Source organism: Klebsiella sp. RCJ4 (assembly GCF_009025755.1).
GTDB classification, from domain to species: domain Bacteria; phylum Pseudomonadota; class Gammaproteobacteria; order Enterobacterales; family Enterobacteriaceae; genus Klebsiella; species Klebsiella michiganensis.
Genome location: NZ_WCIN01000023.1, coordinates 164555 through 180489, shown reverse-complemented (window position 1 = coordinate 180489; position 15935 = coordinate 164555). Strand labels below are relative to the sequence as shown.

Annotated in this window: 13 protein-coding genes and 6 tRNA genes; 11 read left to right on the top strand and 8 right to left on the bottom strand. The window is 54.4% G+C overall.

The genetic code is table 11. The features are described from left to right. The first annotated feature begins 1 nt into the window (after nucleotide 1). The 3 genes from zipA to F8562_RS07270 all read left to right on the top strand — a co-directional run bounded on the left by zipA (nucleotide 2) and on the right by F8562_RS07270 (nucleotide 3325). Nucleotides 2-1015: a cell division protein ZipA gene (zipA, locus tag F8562_RS07280; RefSeq protein ID WP_014230313.1), complete on the top strand. Its 1014-nt coding sequence runs from the start codon at nucleotides 2-4 to the stop codon at nucleotides 1013-1015. Nucleotides 1016-1089: 74 nt separating this feature from the next. Continuing rightward, nucleotides 1090-3114 (top strand): NAD-dependent DNA ligase LigA, encoded by a 2025-nt coding sequence (gene ligA / locus F8562_RS07275; RefSeq protein ID WP_014839158.1) that lies wholly within the window; start codon nucleotides 1090-1092, stop codon nucleotides 3112-3114. Further along, the gene (locus tag F8562_RS07270; protein WP_004123346.1) at nucleotides 3107-3325 is read left to right on the top strand and encodes a DUF3820 family protein; all 219 of its coding nucleotides are present in this window, start codon (nucleotides 3107-3109) and stop codon (nucleotides 3323-3325) included. The genes ligA and F8562_RS07270 overlap by 8 nt, the downstream gene beginning before the upstream one ends. Here the strand turns inward: F8562_RS07270 and F8562_RS07265 are convergent. Continuing rightward, nucleotides 3322-4320, bottom strand: coding sequence for a bile acid:sodium symporter family protein (locus tag F8562_RS07265; RefSeq protein WP_004852990.1), 999 nt, complete (start codon nucleotides 4318-4320; stop codon nucleotides 3322-3324). The genes F8562_RS07270 and F8562_RS07265 overlap by 4 nt on opposite strands. Before the next feature lie 89 nt (nucleotides 4321-4409). Here F8562_RS07265 and F8562_RS07260 point away from each other — a divergent pair, with 89 nt between their 5' ends. The 4 genes from F8562_RS07260 to F8562_RS07245 all read left to right on the top strand — a co-directional run bounded on the left by F8562_RS07260 (nucleotide 4410) and on the right by F8562_RS07245 (nucleotide 8592). Next, the gene (locus tag F8562_RS07260) at nucleotides 4410-5336 is read left to right on the top strand and encodes a LysR family transcriptional regulator (RefSeq protein ID WP_014230310.1); all 927 of its coding nucleotides are present in this window, start codon (nucleotides 4410-4412) and stop codon (nucleotides 5334-5336) included. A 122-nt stretch (nucleotides 5337-5458) separates the two neighbouring features. Then, nucleotides 5459-6292, top strand: a complete 834-nt coding sequence (xapA, locus tag F8562_RS07255; protein WP_014230309.1) for a xanthosine phosphorylase — start codon at nucleotides 5459-5461, stop codon at nucleotides 6290-6292. Nucleotides 6293-6352: 60 nt separating this feature from the next. Further along, nucleotides 6353-7609, top strand: a complete 1257-nt coding sequence (locus tag F8562_RS07250) for a nucleoside permease (RefSeq protein WP_014839157.1) — start codon at nucleotides 6353-6355, stop codon at nucleotides 7607-7609. Between the two features lie 98 nt (nucleotides 7610-7707). Continuing rightward, the gene (locus tag F8562_RS07245; protein ID WP_014839156.1) at nucleotides 7708-8592 is read left to right on the top strand and encodes a LysR family transcriptional regulator; all 885 of its coding nucleotides are present in this window, start codon (nucleotides 7708-7710) and stop codon (nucleotides 8590-8592) included. A 314-nt stretch (nucleotides 8593-8906) separates the two neighbouring features. On the opposite strand, the gene F8562_RS07240 is transcribed toward F8562_RS07245, so the two are convergent. The 4 genes from F8562_RS07240 to F8562_RS07225 all read right to left on the bottom strand — a co-directional run bounded on the left by F8562_RS07240 (nucleotide 8907) and on the right by F8562_RS07225 (nucleotide 9304). Further along, nucleotides 8907-8982, bottom strand: a tRNA-Lys gene (locus F8562_RS07240). A 4-nt stretch (nucleotides 8983-8986) separates the two neighbouring features. Beyond that, nucleotides 8987-9062, bottom strand: a tRNA-Val gene (locus F8562_RS07235). Nucleotides 9063-9108: 46 nt separating this feature from the next. Next, nucleotides 9109-9184: transfer RNA gene (locus F8562_RS07230), tRNA-Val, on the bottom strand. Between the two features lie 44 nt (nucleotides 9185-9228). Then, a tRNA-Val gene (locus F8562_RS07225) sits at nucleotides 9229-9304 on the bottom strand. Nucleotides 9305-9563: 259 nt separating this feature from the next. On the opposite strand from F8562_RS07225, the gene gltX reads away from it, so the two are divergent. Further along, nucleotides 9564-10982 carry a glutamate--tRNA ligase gene (gene gltX, locus F8562_RS07220; RefSeq protein ID WP_014230306.1) on the top strand — a complete coding sequence of 473 codons (1419 nt, stop codon included), beginning with the start codon at nucleotides 9564-9566 and terminating at the stop codon, nucleotides 10980-10982. Between the two features lie 58 nt (nucleotides 10983-11040). Here gltX and F8562_RS07215 read toward each other — a convergent pair whose 3' ends face one another. Next, nucleotides 11041-11433 (bottom strand): YfeC-like transcriptional regulator, encoded by a 393-nt coding sequence (locus F8562_RS07215; protein WP_014839155.1) that lies wholly within the window; start codon nucleotides 11431-11433, stop codon nucleotides 11041-11043. Between the two features lie 4 nt (nucleotides 11434-11437). Next, nucleotides 11438-11791, bottom strand: a complete 354-nt coding sequence (locus F8562_RS07210) for a YfeC-like transcriptional regulator (protein WP_004852968.1) — start codon at nucleotides 11789-11791, stop codon at nucleotides 11438-11440. Between the two features lie 219 nt (nucleotides 11792-12010). On the opposite strand from F8562_RS07210, the gene F8562_RS07205 reads away from it, so the two are divergent. The 3 genes from F8562_RS07205 to F8562_RS07195 all read left to right on the top strand — a co-directional run bounded on the left by F8562_RS07205 (nucleotide 12011) and on the right by F8562_RS07195 (nucleotide 14585). Beyond that, nucleotides 12011-12086: transfer RNA gene (locus F8562_RS07205), tRNA-Ala, on the top strand. Between the two features lie 41 nt (nucleotides 12087-12127). Next, nucleotides 12128-12203: transfer RNA gene (locus tag F8562_RS07200), tRNA-Ala, on the top strand. 201 nt (nucleotides 12204-12404) lie between these two features. Beyond that, nucleotides 12405-14585, top strand: a complete 2181-nt coding sequence (locus F8562_RS07195; protein WP_014839154.1) for an EAL domain-containing protein — start codon at nucleotides 12405-12407, stop codon at nucleotides 14583-14585. Nucleotides 14586-14627: 42 nt separating this feature from the next. On the opposite strand, the gene F8562_RS07190 is transcribed toward F8562_RS07195, so the two are convergent. Beyond that, nucleotides 14628-15830 (bottom strand): NupC/NupG family nucleoside CNT transporter, encoded by a 1203-nt coding sequence (locus F8562_RS07190; protein WP_004104312.1) that lies wholly within the window; start codon nucleotides 15828-15830, stop codon nucleotides 14628-14630. Nucleotides 15831-15935: the final 105 nt, after the last annotated feature.

The following is a 15935-nucleotide window of genomic DNA, read 5'->3' as shown; positions in this document are numbered from 1 at the left end:
AATGATGCAGGATTTGCGTCTGATATTAATCATTGTTGGCGCGATCGCCATAATCGCTTTACTGGTGCACGGTTTCTGGACCAGCCGTAAAGAACGCTCCTCGATGTTTCGCGATCGCCCTCTGAAACGTATGAAGTCTCGCGACGATGAAGCGTCGGAAGGCGACGACTTTGATGACGATGTTGAAGGCGTTGGTGAAGTCCGGGTTCATCGGACCAGTCATGCGCCGAATGGCGTTCATGGGGAGCATGAAGCACCTCGTCAGCCGCAGCACCAGTATCAGCCTCCTTATGAGCGTCAGGCGCAACAGCCACCTGTGCGCCCGGAAGAGCCTGTCCGTGCACCGCAGCCGCCGCAACATCAGCCCGTTCACGCCCAGGCCCCGGTCCAGCAGCCGCAGCGCGCCGTGCCGCCTCAGCAGCCGGTACAGCCGCAGCCCGTTCCGCATGTGCAGCAACCCGTTCAGCATGCGCAGCAGCCCGTTCAGCATGTGCAGCAGCCGGTTCAACAACCTGCCGCCGCTCCAGAACCGCAGCCAGCGCCGGAACCTCAGGCCCCTGAGCCGCAGCAGGCCGCGCCGCAGCCTAAAGAGCGTAAGGAGACGGTCATCGTGATGAACGTCGCTGCGCATCACGGTTCGCAGCTCAACGGCGAGCTACTCATCAATAGCATCCAGCAGGCGGGCTTCAAATTTGGCGATATGAATATCTTCCATCGCCACCTCAGCCCGGACGGCAGCGGTCAGGTGCTCTTCAGTCTGGCCAATATGGTTAAGCCTGGCACCTTCAATCCTGACAGCATGGCGGATATGATGACGCCCGGGGTGACTATCTTTATGCAGGTTCCGTCCTTTGGCGATGAACTGCAAAACTTTAAGCTGATGCTGCAGTCCGCGCAGTACATTGCCGATGAAGTCGGCGGCGTAGTGCTGGATGACCAGCGTCGTATGATGACGCCGCAAAAATTGCGTGAATATCAAGACCGAATTCGTGAAGTGAAAGAGGCTAACGCCTGATTCATCTTCTTGCGTTTCATCTACTTATCCTGAACCCCCGCCCGTCGGGGGTTTTTTATCATTGATGGTGTGATATGGAATCGAACGAACAAAAACTGACTGAACTGCGAACCACGCTTCGCCATCATGAATATCTCTACCACGTCATGGATACGCCGGAAATCCCTGATGCGGAATACGATCGGTTAATGCGCAAACTGCGCGAGCTGGAAGCTCAGCACCCTGAGCTGATCACCCCGGACTCGCCCACCCAGCGCGTCGGTGCCGCACCGTTAGCCTCTTTTAGCCATATTCGCCATGAAGTCCCGATGCTGTCGCTGGACAACGTTTTTGATGAGGAGAGCTTCCTCGCGTTCAACAAACGGGTACAGGATCGCCTGAAAAATACCGATAACCTGACTTACTGCTGCGAGCTCAAGCTGGATGGCCTGGCGGTCAGTATCCTGTATGAAAACGGTCTACTGGTGCAGGCGGCGACCCGCGGCGATGGAACGACCGGTGAAGATATTACCTCCAACGTGCGTACCATTCGCGCGATTCCCCTGAAGCTACGCGGTGACAATATTCCGCAGCGGCTTGAGGTGCGCGGAGAGGTGTTCCTGCCGCAGGCAGGGTTTGAAAAAATTAATGAAGAGGCGCGGCGAACCGGAGGTAAAGTCTTTGCTAACCCGCGTAACGCGGCGGCGGGGTCTTTACGCCAGCTCGATCCGCGAATTACCGCGAAGCGTCCGCTCACTTTCTTTTGCTACGGCGTGGGCGTGCTGGAAGGCGGCGAGCTGCCTGCCAGCCACTCGGCGCGCTTGCAGCAGTTTAAGTCCTGGGGGCTGCCGGTCAGCGAGCGTGTAAAGCTCTGCCATACGCCAGAGGAAGTGCTTACTTACTATCGCCAGGTTGAAGAGGATCGGCCGAAGCTGGGGTTTGATATCGACGGCGTGGTCATCAAGGTCGATTCGCTGGCGCTGCAGGAACAGCTTGGCTTCGTAGCCCGCGCGCCGCGCTGGGCGGTGGCGTTTAAGTTTCCGGCGCAGGAGCAGATGACTTTCGTGCGCGACGTTGAGTTTCAGGTCGGGCGCACTGGCGCCATCACGCCGGTTGCGCGTCTGGAGCCGGTACACGTCGCCGGGGTCCTGGTCAGCAACGCGACGCTGCATAATGCCGATGAAATCGAGCGTCTGGGGCTGCGTATCGGCGATAAGGTGGTCATTCGCCGCGCCGGCGATGTTATCCCTCAGGTCGTGAACGTCGTGCTCTCAGAACGCCCGGAGGAGACGCGTGAGATCGTGTTCCCCACCCATTGTCCGGTATGTCATTCCGACGTTGAACGCGTGGAAGGCGAAGTGGTGACTCGCTGTACCGGCGGTCTGATCTGCGGCGCCCAGCGTAAAGAAGCGCTCAAGCATTTTGTCTCCCGTCGCGCCCTGGACGTTGACGGTATGGGCGATAAAATCATCGATCAGCTGGTTGAAAAAGAGTACGTGCATACGCCGGCCGATCTCTTCCAACTGACGCCGGGTAAACTCACCGGGCTCGATCGCATGGGACCCAAATCAGCGCAGAACGTGGTGGATGCCCTGGAGAAGTCCAAAGAGACCACCTTTGCCCGTTTCCTTTATGCGCTGGGGATCCGCGAAGTCGGTGAGGCGACGGCAGCCGGTTTAGCGGCCCACTTTGGCACCATTGAGGCGCTGGAGCAGGCTTCAATTGACGATCTGCAAAAAGTGCCCGATGTCGGGATTGTGGTTGCCACGCACGTGCGTAATTTCTTTGCCGAAGAGAGCAACCGCGAAGTGATTGCTCAGCTGCGTAAAGAAGGCGTCCGCTGGCCGGCGCCGGTCGTGGTCAATGCGGAAGAGATTGATAGCCCCTTTGCCGGCAAAACGGTGGTTCTGACCGGTAGCCTGAGTCAGCTCTCCCGTGACGATGCGAAAGCCCGGCTGGTTGCGCTGGGGGCGAAGGTGGCGGGCAGCGTGTCGAAGAAGACCGACCTGGTCATCGCCGGGGAGGCGGCGGGCTCTAAGCTTGCCAAAGCGCAGGAGCTGGGAATTGCGGTGATCGATGAAGACGAAATGCTGCGTCTGCTCGGAGAGTCGCGTGGATAAAGATCAGCTTATTGAGATTGCCAACACGGAAATGCCGTTTGGTAAATACAAAGGGCGGCGCTTAATCGATGTGCCGGAAGAGTATTTGCTGTGGTTTGCCCGGAAGGATCAATTTCCCGCCGGGCATCTTGGCGAGCTGATGGCATTAACGCTATTGATTAAAACGGAGGGGCTGACCAGCCTGGTCGAGCCCCTTAAGCGCCCGCGTTAGGCTTCGGAGGCGCGGCTTTTCTCCTGCGCCTGTAACGCTTCGGCCTGGCGCTTATAGCGCCGCGCCAGCACCGCACAGACCATAAGCTGAATCTGATGGAAGATCATCAGCGGCAGCACCATTATCCCCAGGATAGAGGTCGGGAAGAGAATGTTGGCCATCGGAATGCCGTTCGCCAGGCTCTTTTTCGACCCGCAAAAGACAATCGTAATTTCATCCGCTTTATTAAACCCGCACCTGCGCGCCACAAAGACGTTAATCGCAATCACAATCGCCAGCAGCACCATGCTGACAATAACGATAAACAGCAGCGAACCGACGCCGACTTTGTGCCAGATACCGTTAACAACCGCCTCGCTGAACGCCGAATAGACCACCAGCAGGATGGAGGTCTGGTCGGTTTTCGAGATCCACTTTTTATGTTTTGCCACCCAGTTGCCAATCCACGGACGAGAGAGATGTCCCAGCACAAACGGCAGCAGCAGCTGCAGCATGATTTTGCCAACCTGCTCCAGACTCCCCCCCGCACCGTGCAGGTTCATCAACAGGCCGACCAGCAGCGGCGAAATGAAGATCCCCAGCAGGCTTGAGGCCGAAGCCGAGCATACCGCAGCCGCCACGTTGCCGCCCGCCAGAGAGGTAAACGCAATGGCTGACTGGACGGTGGCGGGAAGAATGCAGAGATAAATAAACCCGGTATAGAGCGCCGGATCGACGTTAACGGGCGCCCACCAGGCAAACAGCACGCCAAGCACGGGAAAAACGATAAACGTGCTGCACATGACCCAGAGATGTAAACGCCAGTGGCTGCCCCCGGCAACGATCGCCTCACGGGAGAGCTTGGCGCCGTGCATAAAGAAAAGCAGCGCGATGGCGGCGGTGGTTAAATGTTCAAAGAAGGGGACAAATCCGCCGCGCGCAGGAAAAAAGGAGGCCAGCAGGACGACGGTGACTAACGTCAGGGTGAATGGATCAAGAATGCGGAAAAATTTCATAAACGCTCCTGAAAATCGATGTCGCTATTGTGCTTTCTTTAGTTTGAGAAATAAAATCGATTTATTGCATCTATTCATGAAAAAAAGAGATGAATTATTCGCTACGTCAGTTGAAGGTTTTTGTGACCGTTGCTCGCGTCAAAAGCTTTAGCCGGGCAGGGGAGAGTATTGGCCTGAGTCAGTCAGCGGTAAGCCACAGCGTGAAAGAGCTGGAACATCAGACCGGCGTACGCCTGCTTGACCGAACGACGCGCGAAGTGGTGCTCACGGAAGCCGGACAGCAGCTGGCGGCCCGGCTTGAGCGCCTGCTGGATGAGTTAAACGGCACGTTGCGTGAGGCCGGGCGCGTCGGGCAGCAGCTTATGGGAACCGTGCGGGTGGCGGCCAGCCAGACCATTTCCGCCCATCTGATCCCGCAGTGCATCGCCTACAGCAACCGTCGCTATCCGGAGATAGATTTCGTTCTGCACGATCGCCCCCAGCAGTGGGTGCTGGAGAGCATCCGTCAGGGAGAAGTTGATTTTGGCATTGTTATCGACCCTGGCGCCGCGACCGATTTGCAGTGTGAGGCGGTTCTCGCTGAACCTTTCCTGCTGCTTTGCCGTTGCGATCACCCTTTCGCTAAAAGGGATGCGGTGAGCTGGCATGCGCTGCATGACCAGCGGCTGGTTTTGCAGGATTATGCTTCTGGCAGCCGGCCGCTGATTGACGCCGCGCTCGCGGGATTCGCCGTTACCGCAAATATCGTGCAGGAAATCGGTCATCCGGCCACGCTATTTCCAATGGTTGAGTCGGGGATAGGCATCAGCATCCTACCTGCGTTAGCGCTGCCGCTCCCTCAGGGAAGTCATCTGCAGGTGAAGCGGCTCACCCCGGTGGTGGAACGCCAGCTGATGCTGGCGCGGCGTAAAAACCGCTCGCTATCGACAGCCGCAGAGGCGCTGTGGGAGGTGGTGCGGCAGCAGGCTGGCCAGCTGACCGCATTACGCGAAAACGACCCCTTGTATCAGAAATGAAATCAATAGCTTTTTAATATCAAACGTCCGGGAAAACTGTATTGGTAATCGATTGCGTAGCATCGTTATAACAGCATGGTAGCCAATCACTTTATCGATCTTTCAGTTTTTAAGGACAGCTTATGAGCGACACGCTTTTCTCACAGAATCCCTGGTATAGCGCCGATATTATTCGCGGATATAAGCCGGATTTTACGCCGCGGGTGGCCTTTATCCTGGGGTCGGGTCTCGGGGCGCTGGCGGAACAAATTGAAGATGCGGTGGCGATATCTTACGAAAAGCTGCCCGGCTTTCCGGTGAGTACCGTGCACGGCCATGCCGGCGAACTGGTGCTTGGAAATCTGGCCGGCGTACCCGTTGCCTGCATGAAAGGGCGTGGGCACTTCTATGAAGGTCGGGGCATGACGGTGATGACTGATGCCATCCGGACGCTAAAGCTGCTGGGGTGTGAACTGCTGTTTTGTACTAACGCGGCCGGTTCTTTACGTCCGGAAGTGGGACCGGGAAGTCTGGTGGCGCTCAGCGATCATATTAACACGATGCCGGGTACGCCAATGGTGGGCCTGAATGATGAGCGCTTCGGCGAACGCTTCTTCTCCCTGGCCAACGCCTATGACGCGGATTACCGCGCCGTTCTGCAGCGCGTAGCTGAGGAGGAGGGGTTTCCGCTGACTGAAGGCGTATTTGTCTCTTATCCCGGGCCGAATTTTGAAACGGCGGCTGAGATTCGCATGATGCAGATTATCGGCGGCGATGTGGTGGGGATGTCCGTCGTACCGGAAGTCATCGCTGCCCGCCATTGCGAGCTGAAAGTGGTGGCCGTCTCAGCCATTACCAATCTGGCTGAGGGCCTCGGCGATGTGAAACTATCTCACGCGCAAACCCTGGCGGCGGCCGAACTCTCCCGGCAGAACTTTATTAACCTGATCTGCGGCTTCTTACGCAAACTGGCCTGAAAAAATAATAAATATTGACCCCGCTTGCGGGGTCTTACTTTAATGGCAAGGAACGGAAAAATGGGTATCGCCTCTCGCTTAAAACTCATGTCGTTTTTGCAATATTTTATCTGGGGTAGCTGGCTGGTCACCCTGGGTTCTTACATGATAAACACACTGCATTTCACCGGGGCAAATGTCGGCATTGTCTATAGCTCCAAAGGGCTGGCAGCCATTATCATGCCCGCCATTATGGGGATCGTTGCCGATAAATGGCTACGTGCAGAACGGGCCTATATGCTCTGCCACCTGGTCTGCGCGGGAGTGCTTCTTTATGCAACGACCGTCACCGATCCGGAGATGATGTTCTGGGTAATGCTGATTAACGCGATGGCCTATATGCCGACTATCTCGTTGTCTAATAGCATCTCCTATTCCTGTCTGGCGCAGTCCGGCCAGGATCCGGCGACCGCGTTTCCTCCTGTTCGCGTATTTGGCACCCTTGGTTTTATTGTCGCCATGTGGACGGTGAGCCTGATGGGGCTGGAGCTGAGCAGCGCGCAGCTGTATATCGCCTCTGCCGCGTCGTTATTACTGGCGATTTATGCGCTTACGCTACCGAAAATTGCTGTGACCGAGAAGAAATCTGGCGCCACATTGGCCGCGAGGCTGGGACTGGATGCATTCGTATTGTTTAAAAATCCGCGGATGGCCATTTTCTTTTTCTTCGCGATGATGCTCGGGGCGGTACTGCAAATAACCAACGTCTTCGGTAACCCCTTTCTGCATGATTTCGCCCGCAACCCGGCGTTTGCCGACAGCTTTGTCGTACGCTATCCCTCTGTTTTACTTTCGGTTTCGCAGATGGCGGAAGTCGCCTTTATTCTCACCATTCCGTTCTTTCTGAAACGCTTTGGCATTAAAACGGTCATGCTGATGAGTATGCTGGCGTGGACGCTGCGCTTTGGCTTTTTTGCCTTTGGCGATCCCTCTCCGTTCGGTTTTGTTCTGCTGCTGATGTCGATGATCGTTTACGGCTGCGCATTCGACTTCTTTAATATTTCAGGGTCGGTGTTCGTAGAGCAAGAGGCGGGGGCGCATATTCGCGCCAGCGCGCAGGGGTTGTTTATGACCATGGTGAACGGTGTTGGCGCATGGGTAGGTTCGGTTCTCAGCGGCATGGCCGTGGATTACTTCTCTGTTGATGGCGTAAAAGAGTGGCAGACCATCTGGCTGGTGTTCGCGGCCTATTCATTGCTGCTGGCGGTTACTTTTGCCGCGTTCTTCAAATATAAACATGAACCTGAGAAGTTAATGAAAAAAGCGCTGACGCATTAATCCTCTTCCGCGGCGGGCACATGTTCCGCCGTTTCATTTTTTCTGATGCAGTGTGGTAACTTTGCGCATTATCTCTATGCCTCAGGAGCGCATGACCCATGGAACGCACGCATCGTATCGATCTGAAGTTATTGCGCTATTTTCTGGCTGTTGCAGAAGAGCTGCATTTTGGTCGTGCGGCGGCCCGTCTGAACATGTCGCAACCTCCGCTCAGCATTCACATTAAAGACCTGGAGCAGCAGCTTGGCACGCTGCTGTTTGTTCGCCACTCCCGCAGCGTGGCGTTGACCCACGCAGGAAAAATCCTGATGGAGGAGTCGCGTCGTCTGCTTTCTAGCGCGAATCAGGCGCTGGCGCGCGTGGAACAGATTGGGCGGGGTGAGGCGGGACGGGTAGAGCTTGGCGTGATAGGTACGGCTATGTGGGGAAAAATGCGTCCGGTGATGCGGCGTTTTTTGAAAGAGAACCCTAACGTAGAGGTGCTTTTCCGCGAGAACATGCCCGCCATGCAGATGGCGATGCTGGAACGACGCGAGCTGGACGCCGGCGTCTGGCGGATGGCGACAGCGCCTTCTCCTGGATTTACCAGCCTGCGCTTGCACGAATCCTCTTTTCTGGTGGCCATGCCGGAAGAGCATCCGCTTGCCGCGCGTAAGGCGACCCCGCTTGCGGCGTTGCGTAACGAATATTTTGTCACCATGCCTTCAATACATACCGACTGGACGTTTTTGCAGCGCGTGTGCCAGAGCGCCGGATTCTCACCGATGATTATCCGTGAAGTGATGGAGCCGCAAACGGTTCTGGCGATGGTCAGTATGGGGATAGGTATTACGCTCATCGCTGATAGCTATGCGCAAATGACGTGGCCGGGGGTGGTGTTTCGTCCGCTGGAAGAACGCATACCCGCAGATTTGTATATCGTCTATGACCAACAGCAGGCGACGCCCGCGCTGGAGAAGCTGATTGCGGCGCTGGTGAATTGATGGTCAGTGGCGGATAGCAAGATGAAGGCCTGTGCCGGCTTTGTAAGCGCAGATAGCAAAAAAGCGCCGCCAGCGCCATTTTTACATTGGCGGGTCGTGCAGGATGACTCGTTTCGCTCGCCCTCCGGGCCGTCGCCGCAGGCGGCTCCGTTGTCTCTCTTCGCTACTCGTCTCATCCTGAGACTCGCCCTTCGGGCAACGCTACGCGTTGTGCAAAATTGTTCCCAACAATTTTGTCGACTCGAACCTGCGGCAGGTTCGAATCTTATATATCGCAGATAGCAAAAAAGCGCCTTTAGGGCGCTTTTTTGCATTGGTGGGTCGTGCAGGATTCGAACCTGCGACCAATTGATTAAAAGTCAACTGCTCTACCAACTGAGCTAACGACCCGAAGTGGTGGGTGATGACGGGATCGAACCGCCGACCCCCTCCTTGTAAGGGAGGTGCTCTCCCAGCTGAGCTAATCACCCACTTCGGTACTTCATTTTACGGCAAGAAATCCAGCTGGCGAGAAAGTGGTGGGTGATGACGGGATCGAACCGCCGACCCCCTCCTTGTAAGGGAGGTGCTCTCCCAGCTGAGCTAATCACCCACTTCTCAATTTCTTGCTACACGGCGGAGACTACGTAAAGTAGTTGGTGGGTGATGACGGGTTCGAACCGCCGACCCCCTCCTTGTAAGGGAGGTGCTCTCCCAGCTGAGCTAATCACCCCCGCTGTGTGGAGTCGCATTATAGGGAGAGTTGAAAATGAGTCAACGCCTTTTCTAAATAATTTGTTTGTTCGTCGTAAAATTAAACAAAACGATCGCAATGTCATCCGTGGCGCATGATTTATAAACAAAAAGGGGAAAGCGTGACGTTGAAACGGTAACAACATTGAGGAATCAGCCCACGGTGTTAGAATATTCCTCCATAAAATCCAACGAACACTGCCGCGTGTCGGCACCTTTATCAAACGTAAGGCCACTTCATGAAAATCAAAACTCGCTTCGCGCCCAGCCCGACAGGCTATCTGCACGTTGGCGGCGCGCGTACTGCTCTCTATTCCTGGCTTTTTGCACGTAATCACGGCGGTGAGTTTGTGCTGCGTATTGAAGATACCGATCTTGAGCGCTCCACGCCGGAGGCCATTGAAGCCATTATGGATGGTATGAACTGGCTGAGCCTGGAATGGGACGAGGGTCCGTACTTCCAGACCAAGCGTTTTGATCGCTACAACGCCGTTATTGATGAAATGCTGGCAGCGGGCACGGCCTATAAATGCTATTGCTCTAAAGAGCGTCTGGAAGCGCTGCGTGAAGAGCAAATGGCAAAAGGCGAGAAGCCCCGCTACGACGGTCGCTGCCGCCATGGCCACGAACATCATGCTGATGACGAACCTTGCGTCGTCCGTTTCGCCAACCCGGAAGAGGGTTCCGTTGTTTTTGACGACCAGATCCGCGGTCCGATCGAATTCAGCAACCAGGAGCTGGACGATCTGATTATCCGCCGTACCGATGGTTCTCCAACCTACAACTTCTGCGTCGTGGTTGACGACTGGGATATGGAAATCACCCACGTTATTCGCGGCGAAGACCATATCAACAATACCCCGCGCCAGATTAACATCCTGAAAGCGCTGAATGCGCCAGTGCCGGTTTACGCCCACGTCTCGATGATTAACGGCGACGACGGTAAGAAACTGTCCAAGCGCCACGGTGCGGTCAGCGTTATGCAGTATCGCGACGACGGCTACCTGCCGGAAGCGCTGCTGAACTATCTGGTGCGTCTGGGATGGTCCAGCGGCGACCAGGAGATTTTCTCTCGCGAAGAGATGATTAAACTGTTCAGCCTGGGGGCGGTGAGCAAATCGGCGAGCGCGTTCAATACGGAAAAGCTGCAGTGGCTGAACCACCACTATATCAACTCGCTGGCCCCGGAGTACGTGGCAACGCATTTACAGTGGCACATTGAGCAGGAAAATATCGACACCCGTAACGGCCCGCAGCTGGCTGAGCTGGTGAAGCTGCTGGGCGAGCGCTGCAAAACCCTTAAAGAGATGGCGGCGAGCTGCCGCTATTTCTATGAAGATTTTGCCGAGTTTGATGCCGATGCGGCGAAAAAACATCTGCGTCCTGTTGCTCGTCAGCCGCTGGAAGTGGTGCGCGACAAATTAGCCGCCATCAGCGACTGGACGGCGGAAAACGTCCATCACGCGATTCAGGCGACGGCCGATGAGCTGGAAGTGGGGATGGGCAAAGTGGGAATGCCGCTGCGCGTCGCGGTGACCGGTGCGGGTCAGTCTCCGGCGCTTGATGTGACCGTCCATGCGATCGGTAAATCACGTAGCGTAGAACGTATCAACAAGGCGCTGGCCTTTATTGCTGAGCGCGAAAGCCAGCAATCCTGATCCTGATACAGCGATTGTTAAACGGCGGGGATAGCGAACCCCGCCGTTTTTTTGCCCGTTACTTCGCATCAGTAATGCCAAGCCGGGACAGAAACCCGCTGATCCCCTCGCGCGCAAGAAAATCCCGCAGGTGCAGCTGCTCAGTTGGGGTCATCAGGTGCATGGTCTCGACAATCTGGCGCCAGACTGTGTCCGCATCGTTCACAAAGTATTTGACGGGTGGTTCCGCCAGCTGGTTATCCATGGTCAGATGCCGCAGCGCCGGGATATTTGCCAGGAAATCGATCACCGACCTGTCGATGACGATAAGACGAGCGCGTCCGCCTTTGACTCCGGGGATCGGTTCCGTCCGCCATTTTTGTTCTCTGGCCCAGCGGTTTATGGTTTGCCGGGCGAGGTTAAGGCACTCGGCGAGCTCCGCTGGGGTCATTTTATCTTTAAGTTTCATCATGCTTTCACCGATCGCGAATGCCGAGTCGGTTGAGTAACCCGGTGATCCCCTCACGCAGCAGCAGCGACATCAGCAGCTTTTGCTCTCCCGGCGTCATCTCTTTACACAGGGTAAGCAGAAGAGATTCGAGATCGTTATCCGTTGCGGAATAGGGGACAGGGTTTTCGGCCACGCGCTGCGCGCTGCGAATAAACTCGCGAACCTGCTCATTAACATGTACGAGGCGCGCTTTGCCACCCTGTACGCCGGGGCGCGGGGACGTTTGCCATCCCTCTTTACGTACCCATTTGTTAATCGTTTGCCGACTGAAGCCAGTCAGATGCGCTATTTCTTCAGGTGTCATTCGTTCCTTGAGCATACTATTTCCTGAGTAAATATGTGGGAATTAGTTGCACATGTTATAGCATCCTTTTAAAGGAAAGAGTGACATGTTTAACTTCTGGCTGCGATAAGGCTCGCAATGTCAGCCGTTTGCCTGCTTTTTCAGCGATCAAATAGCCGGGATTGATTTTGCCGTTGACACCTGGCGAAGGAATTCATATTATGCCGCCCGTCAACACGACACGCTTTACGTTACGGGGCTATAGCTCAGCTGGGAGAGCGCTTGCATGGCATGCAAGAGGTCAGCGGTTCGATCCCGCTTAGCTCCACCAACACCTGCACCCATCAGGTTTGGTTCGTAAAGAGTTCCTGTGGGGCTATAGCTCAGCTGGGAGAGCGCTTGCATGGCATGCAAGAGGTCAGCGGTTCGATCCCGCTTAGCTCCACCAAATTCGGAACCCTCGCTACGGCGGGGGTTTTTTGTTTGTCTGGCGGAGGAAATGTAAAGCATTCTCTGAATAAGTCAGCAAACCTCTGCGTTAAGTAATTTCAGATTTTTTCACTATTTAAAATCTTGCCTGCCTTTATTAAGCAAAATAATATCTGTTGCCTGAATATATTTATTGCAGCCGGAGTTTTAATTAACAATAATGATTGATCATCTTAACATTAAGATCAAAAAAACTCTGCTGGCGCTCCTGGTCTGCTTTATCGCAATTCCGCTGTCCCGATTTATTTCCCCACAAACCATTATTGACGGAAATCAAATTTATCTGGCGTGGCTACCGCTGAGCTTAATGTATTCCGTACTTTTTATTTTTGGCCGCTACGCCGTTGCGCCATTGATTATCGCGTTTGCGATCACTAATGCCTGGATAATCGATCTGACGCTAACCCAGGCGCTGATCCTGCTATTTTGCCAGCTCTTCTCAGTTTTCTTGTCCTGCGCGATTGTTCGCTTTCAGCTTGGAAGGCGCTGGCGCGCTGGGCTGACGGCAAAACATATGGGCGCGAGGATTTTTTGGGGCGGCTTTTTTGCACCGCTCCTTTTGAAGGTCACCATGTATCTGGCGGGGCGTTTTTTTGCTTTTCCGTTGGCAATATCCAGCTATTTCGGCAGTATGTCGGTTATTTACACCATTATCGATATACAAAGCCTGATTAGCGCCGCATTAATTTTCACGACATTTTTTTATTATCCGTTGCGGATGATTATCAGTCCACGTTATGCACGAGCATTCTGGCGCAATCTTTGCCACTCATGGCGGGCGGGCGAGCAGCGGGTATTTACGTTGTATTGGTTTGTGGCCCTGGCGGCAATATTACTGGTGCTGTGTACGCCTTATGATTCTGTTTTTATTGCCGGTTATTTAGTCCCGCTTATTTTCATTTTATACTTCATTGGTATTAGCCGCCTGGGGCATACGCTGATTCGCATTTCATGGTCCGTTTCAGCCTTTTTACTCGTGGCGTATAACCAGAATTTTTTACACGGCGTACAAACTGAATATTCACTGTCGTTTGTCCTTTCGGTACTCATTTGTTTCACTATCTGCCTGTTTTATATGGCGGATATCTACGCTCGCAGTGAAAGAATGAAGTTCAGATGGCGGGATCAGGCGGAAGAAGATCCGCTAACCGGTTTACCGAATCTGCGCGCGCTGGAGAGTCACCTGCAGCGGAATCCTGCTGTGGCCATCAGCAGCCTGCGCATTCAGAATCTGGACTTCCTGAGCCGCCATTATGGCATGATGATGAGAGTGGAGAGCAAACGGCAGATAGCCCGGAAGCTACAGCCGCTATTAGCTCCCGGCGAGCGAATATTTCAGCTTCCCGGCAGCGAGCTACTGCTGGTACTGAAGGGGCCGGAGCCAGAGGCGCGGTTAAGTCATATTGTTTCCACGCTTAACCATAAAAAGTTTAGCTGGAATAACCAGGCGTTGGATCTGGAATTTGGCGCATCGTGGGGCGGCTACCGCGGCATAGAATCTGAGCTTCACCCGATGCTTGGTCAGCTTAGCTGGTTATCGGAGCAGGCCGGCGCTGCGCGGCGCGTATTACCGCTGGACGCGGCGCAAGAGCAGATTTCCGATCAAACGAGCGAACAGGTACGGCTGCTGGCGAAGATTAAGCAGGCGCTTAACGAACGTGGGCTGGTGCTGTACGCCCAGCCTATCCGTGACGCCTCCGGAGAGGGGTATTACGAGATACTGAGTCGTATGCGCTGCGGTAATACCATCATTACGCCCGATCGGTTTATCCCGCTGATTGCGCAGTTTAACCTGAGCCAGCGTTTTGATATGCAGGTGCTGGAAACGCTGTTTAGTTCGCTCAATCACCATCAGGGTCAGCATTTCTCCGTCAACCTTCTGCCCTATACGCTGATGCAAAAGGATAGCGCGACGCAAATCATCGCGCTGTTTAAACGCTATAACCTGTCGGCGGAGGCGATAACGATTGAAGTTACCGAAGAGCAGGCGTTTTCCGATGTCGAGACCAGCATGCATAACATCCAGCTGCTGCGAGATTTCGGTTGCGGTATAGCGATTGATGACTTTGGTACCGGCTACGCTAACTACGAGCGTCTGAAAAGCCTGCGGGCCGATATCCTGAAAATTGACGGCTGCTTCGTGCGTGATATCGAGACCGATCCGCTGGACGCCATTATGGTCAAATCCATTATTGAAATGGCTAAGGTTAAGAAGATGAAAGTGGTGGCGGAATACGTTGAAACGCCGGAGCAGCGGGAAAAGCTTCTCGAGTTAGGCGTCGATTATCTCCAGGGATATCTGGTGGGTAAGCCGCTGCCGTTGAGCGAACTGCGGGCATGAAAAAGCCGGGACTTGCCCGGCTTTCGCGATACCGCTGACGAATTACAGTACCAGCGCGGCGATAGACGCAGAGAGCACGCTCACCAGCGTAGAACCGTACACCAGCTTCAGGCCGAAGCGGGAAACCACGTTACCTTGCTCTTCGTTCAGGCCCTTAATCGCGCCGGCGATGATACCGATAGAAGAGAAGTTGGCGAAGGAGACCAGGAAGATAGAGATGATGCCTTCCGCACGCGGAGAGAGCGTGGCGGCAACTTTCTGCAGATCCATCATGGCGACGAATTCGTTAGAAACCAGCTTGGTGGCCATAATACTTCCTACCTGCAGCGCTTCACCTGCCGGTACGCCCATCACCCACGCAACCGGATAGAAGATATAGCCGAGGATCCCCTGGAAGGAGATGCTATAGCCGAACCAGCCGGTGACGGTGGCGAACAGGGCGTTCAGCGCGGAAATCAGCGCGATAAAACCAATCAGCATGGCGGCCACGATAATCGCCACTTTAAAGCCTGCCAGGATGTATTCACCCAGCATCTCGAAGAAGCTCTGTCCTTCATGCAGGTTAGACATCTGCAGATTTTCTTCGCTTTCGTCAACGCGATACGGGTTAATCAGCGACAGCACGATAAAGGTGCTGAACATGTTCAGTACCAGCGCCGCAACTACATATTTCGGCTGCAGCATGGTCATGTACGCGCCCACGATAGACATGGATACCGTAGACATCGCGGTCGCCGCCATGGTGTACATGCGGTTGCGGGACATCTTGCCAAGAATATCTTTATAGGCGATGAAGTTTTCGGACTGGCCCAGAATCAGCGAGCTGACAGCGTTAAAGGATTCCAGCTTGCCCATGCCGTTGATTTTGGACAGCACGGTACCAATCGCGCGAATGACGATAGGCAGAATACGAATATGCTGCAAAATACCAATCAGCGCAGAAATAAAGACGATCGGGCACAAAACCTTCAGGAAGAAGAACGCCAGGCCTTTGTCGTTCATGTTGCCGAAGACGAAGTTTGTCCCTTCGTTGGCGAAACCGAGAAGTTTTTCAAACATCTCGGAGAAGCCCTTCACAAAACCCAGACCAATGTCAGAGTTCAGGAAGAACCAGGCCAGCAGCACTTCAATGACAAGCAGCTGAATGACATAACGAATACGAATCTGCTTACGGTTGTGGCTGACCAACAGGGCCAGAATGGCCACCACTACGATCGCGAGAATAAAGTGCAGGACGCGGTCCATATTTGCTCCAAATATGAGGCAGGTTAAATTTCTGTGCACATTCTATGTAACAAGCGCAAAGAAAACGAGAGCCAGCACACACTATTGCAAGGATATGTGACTAAT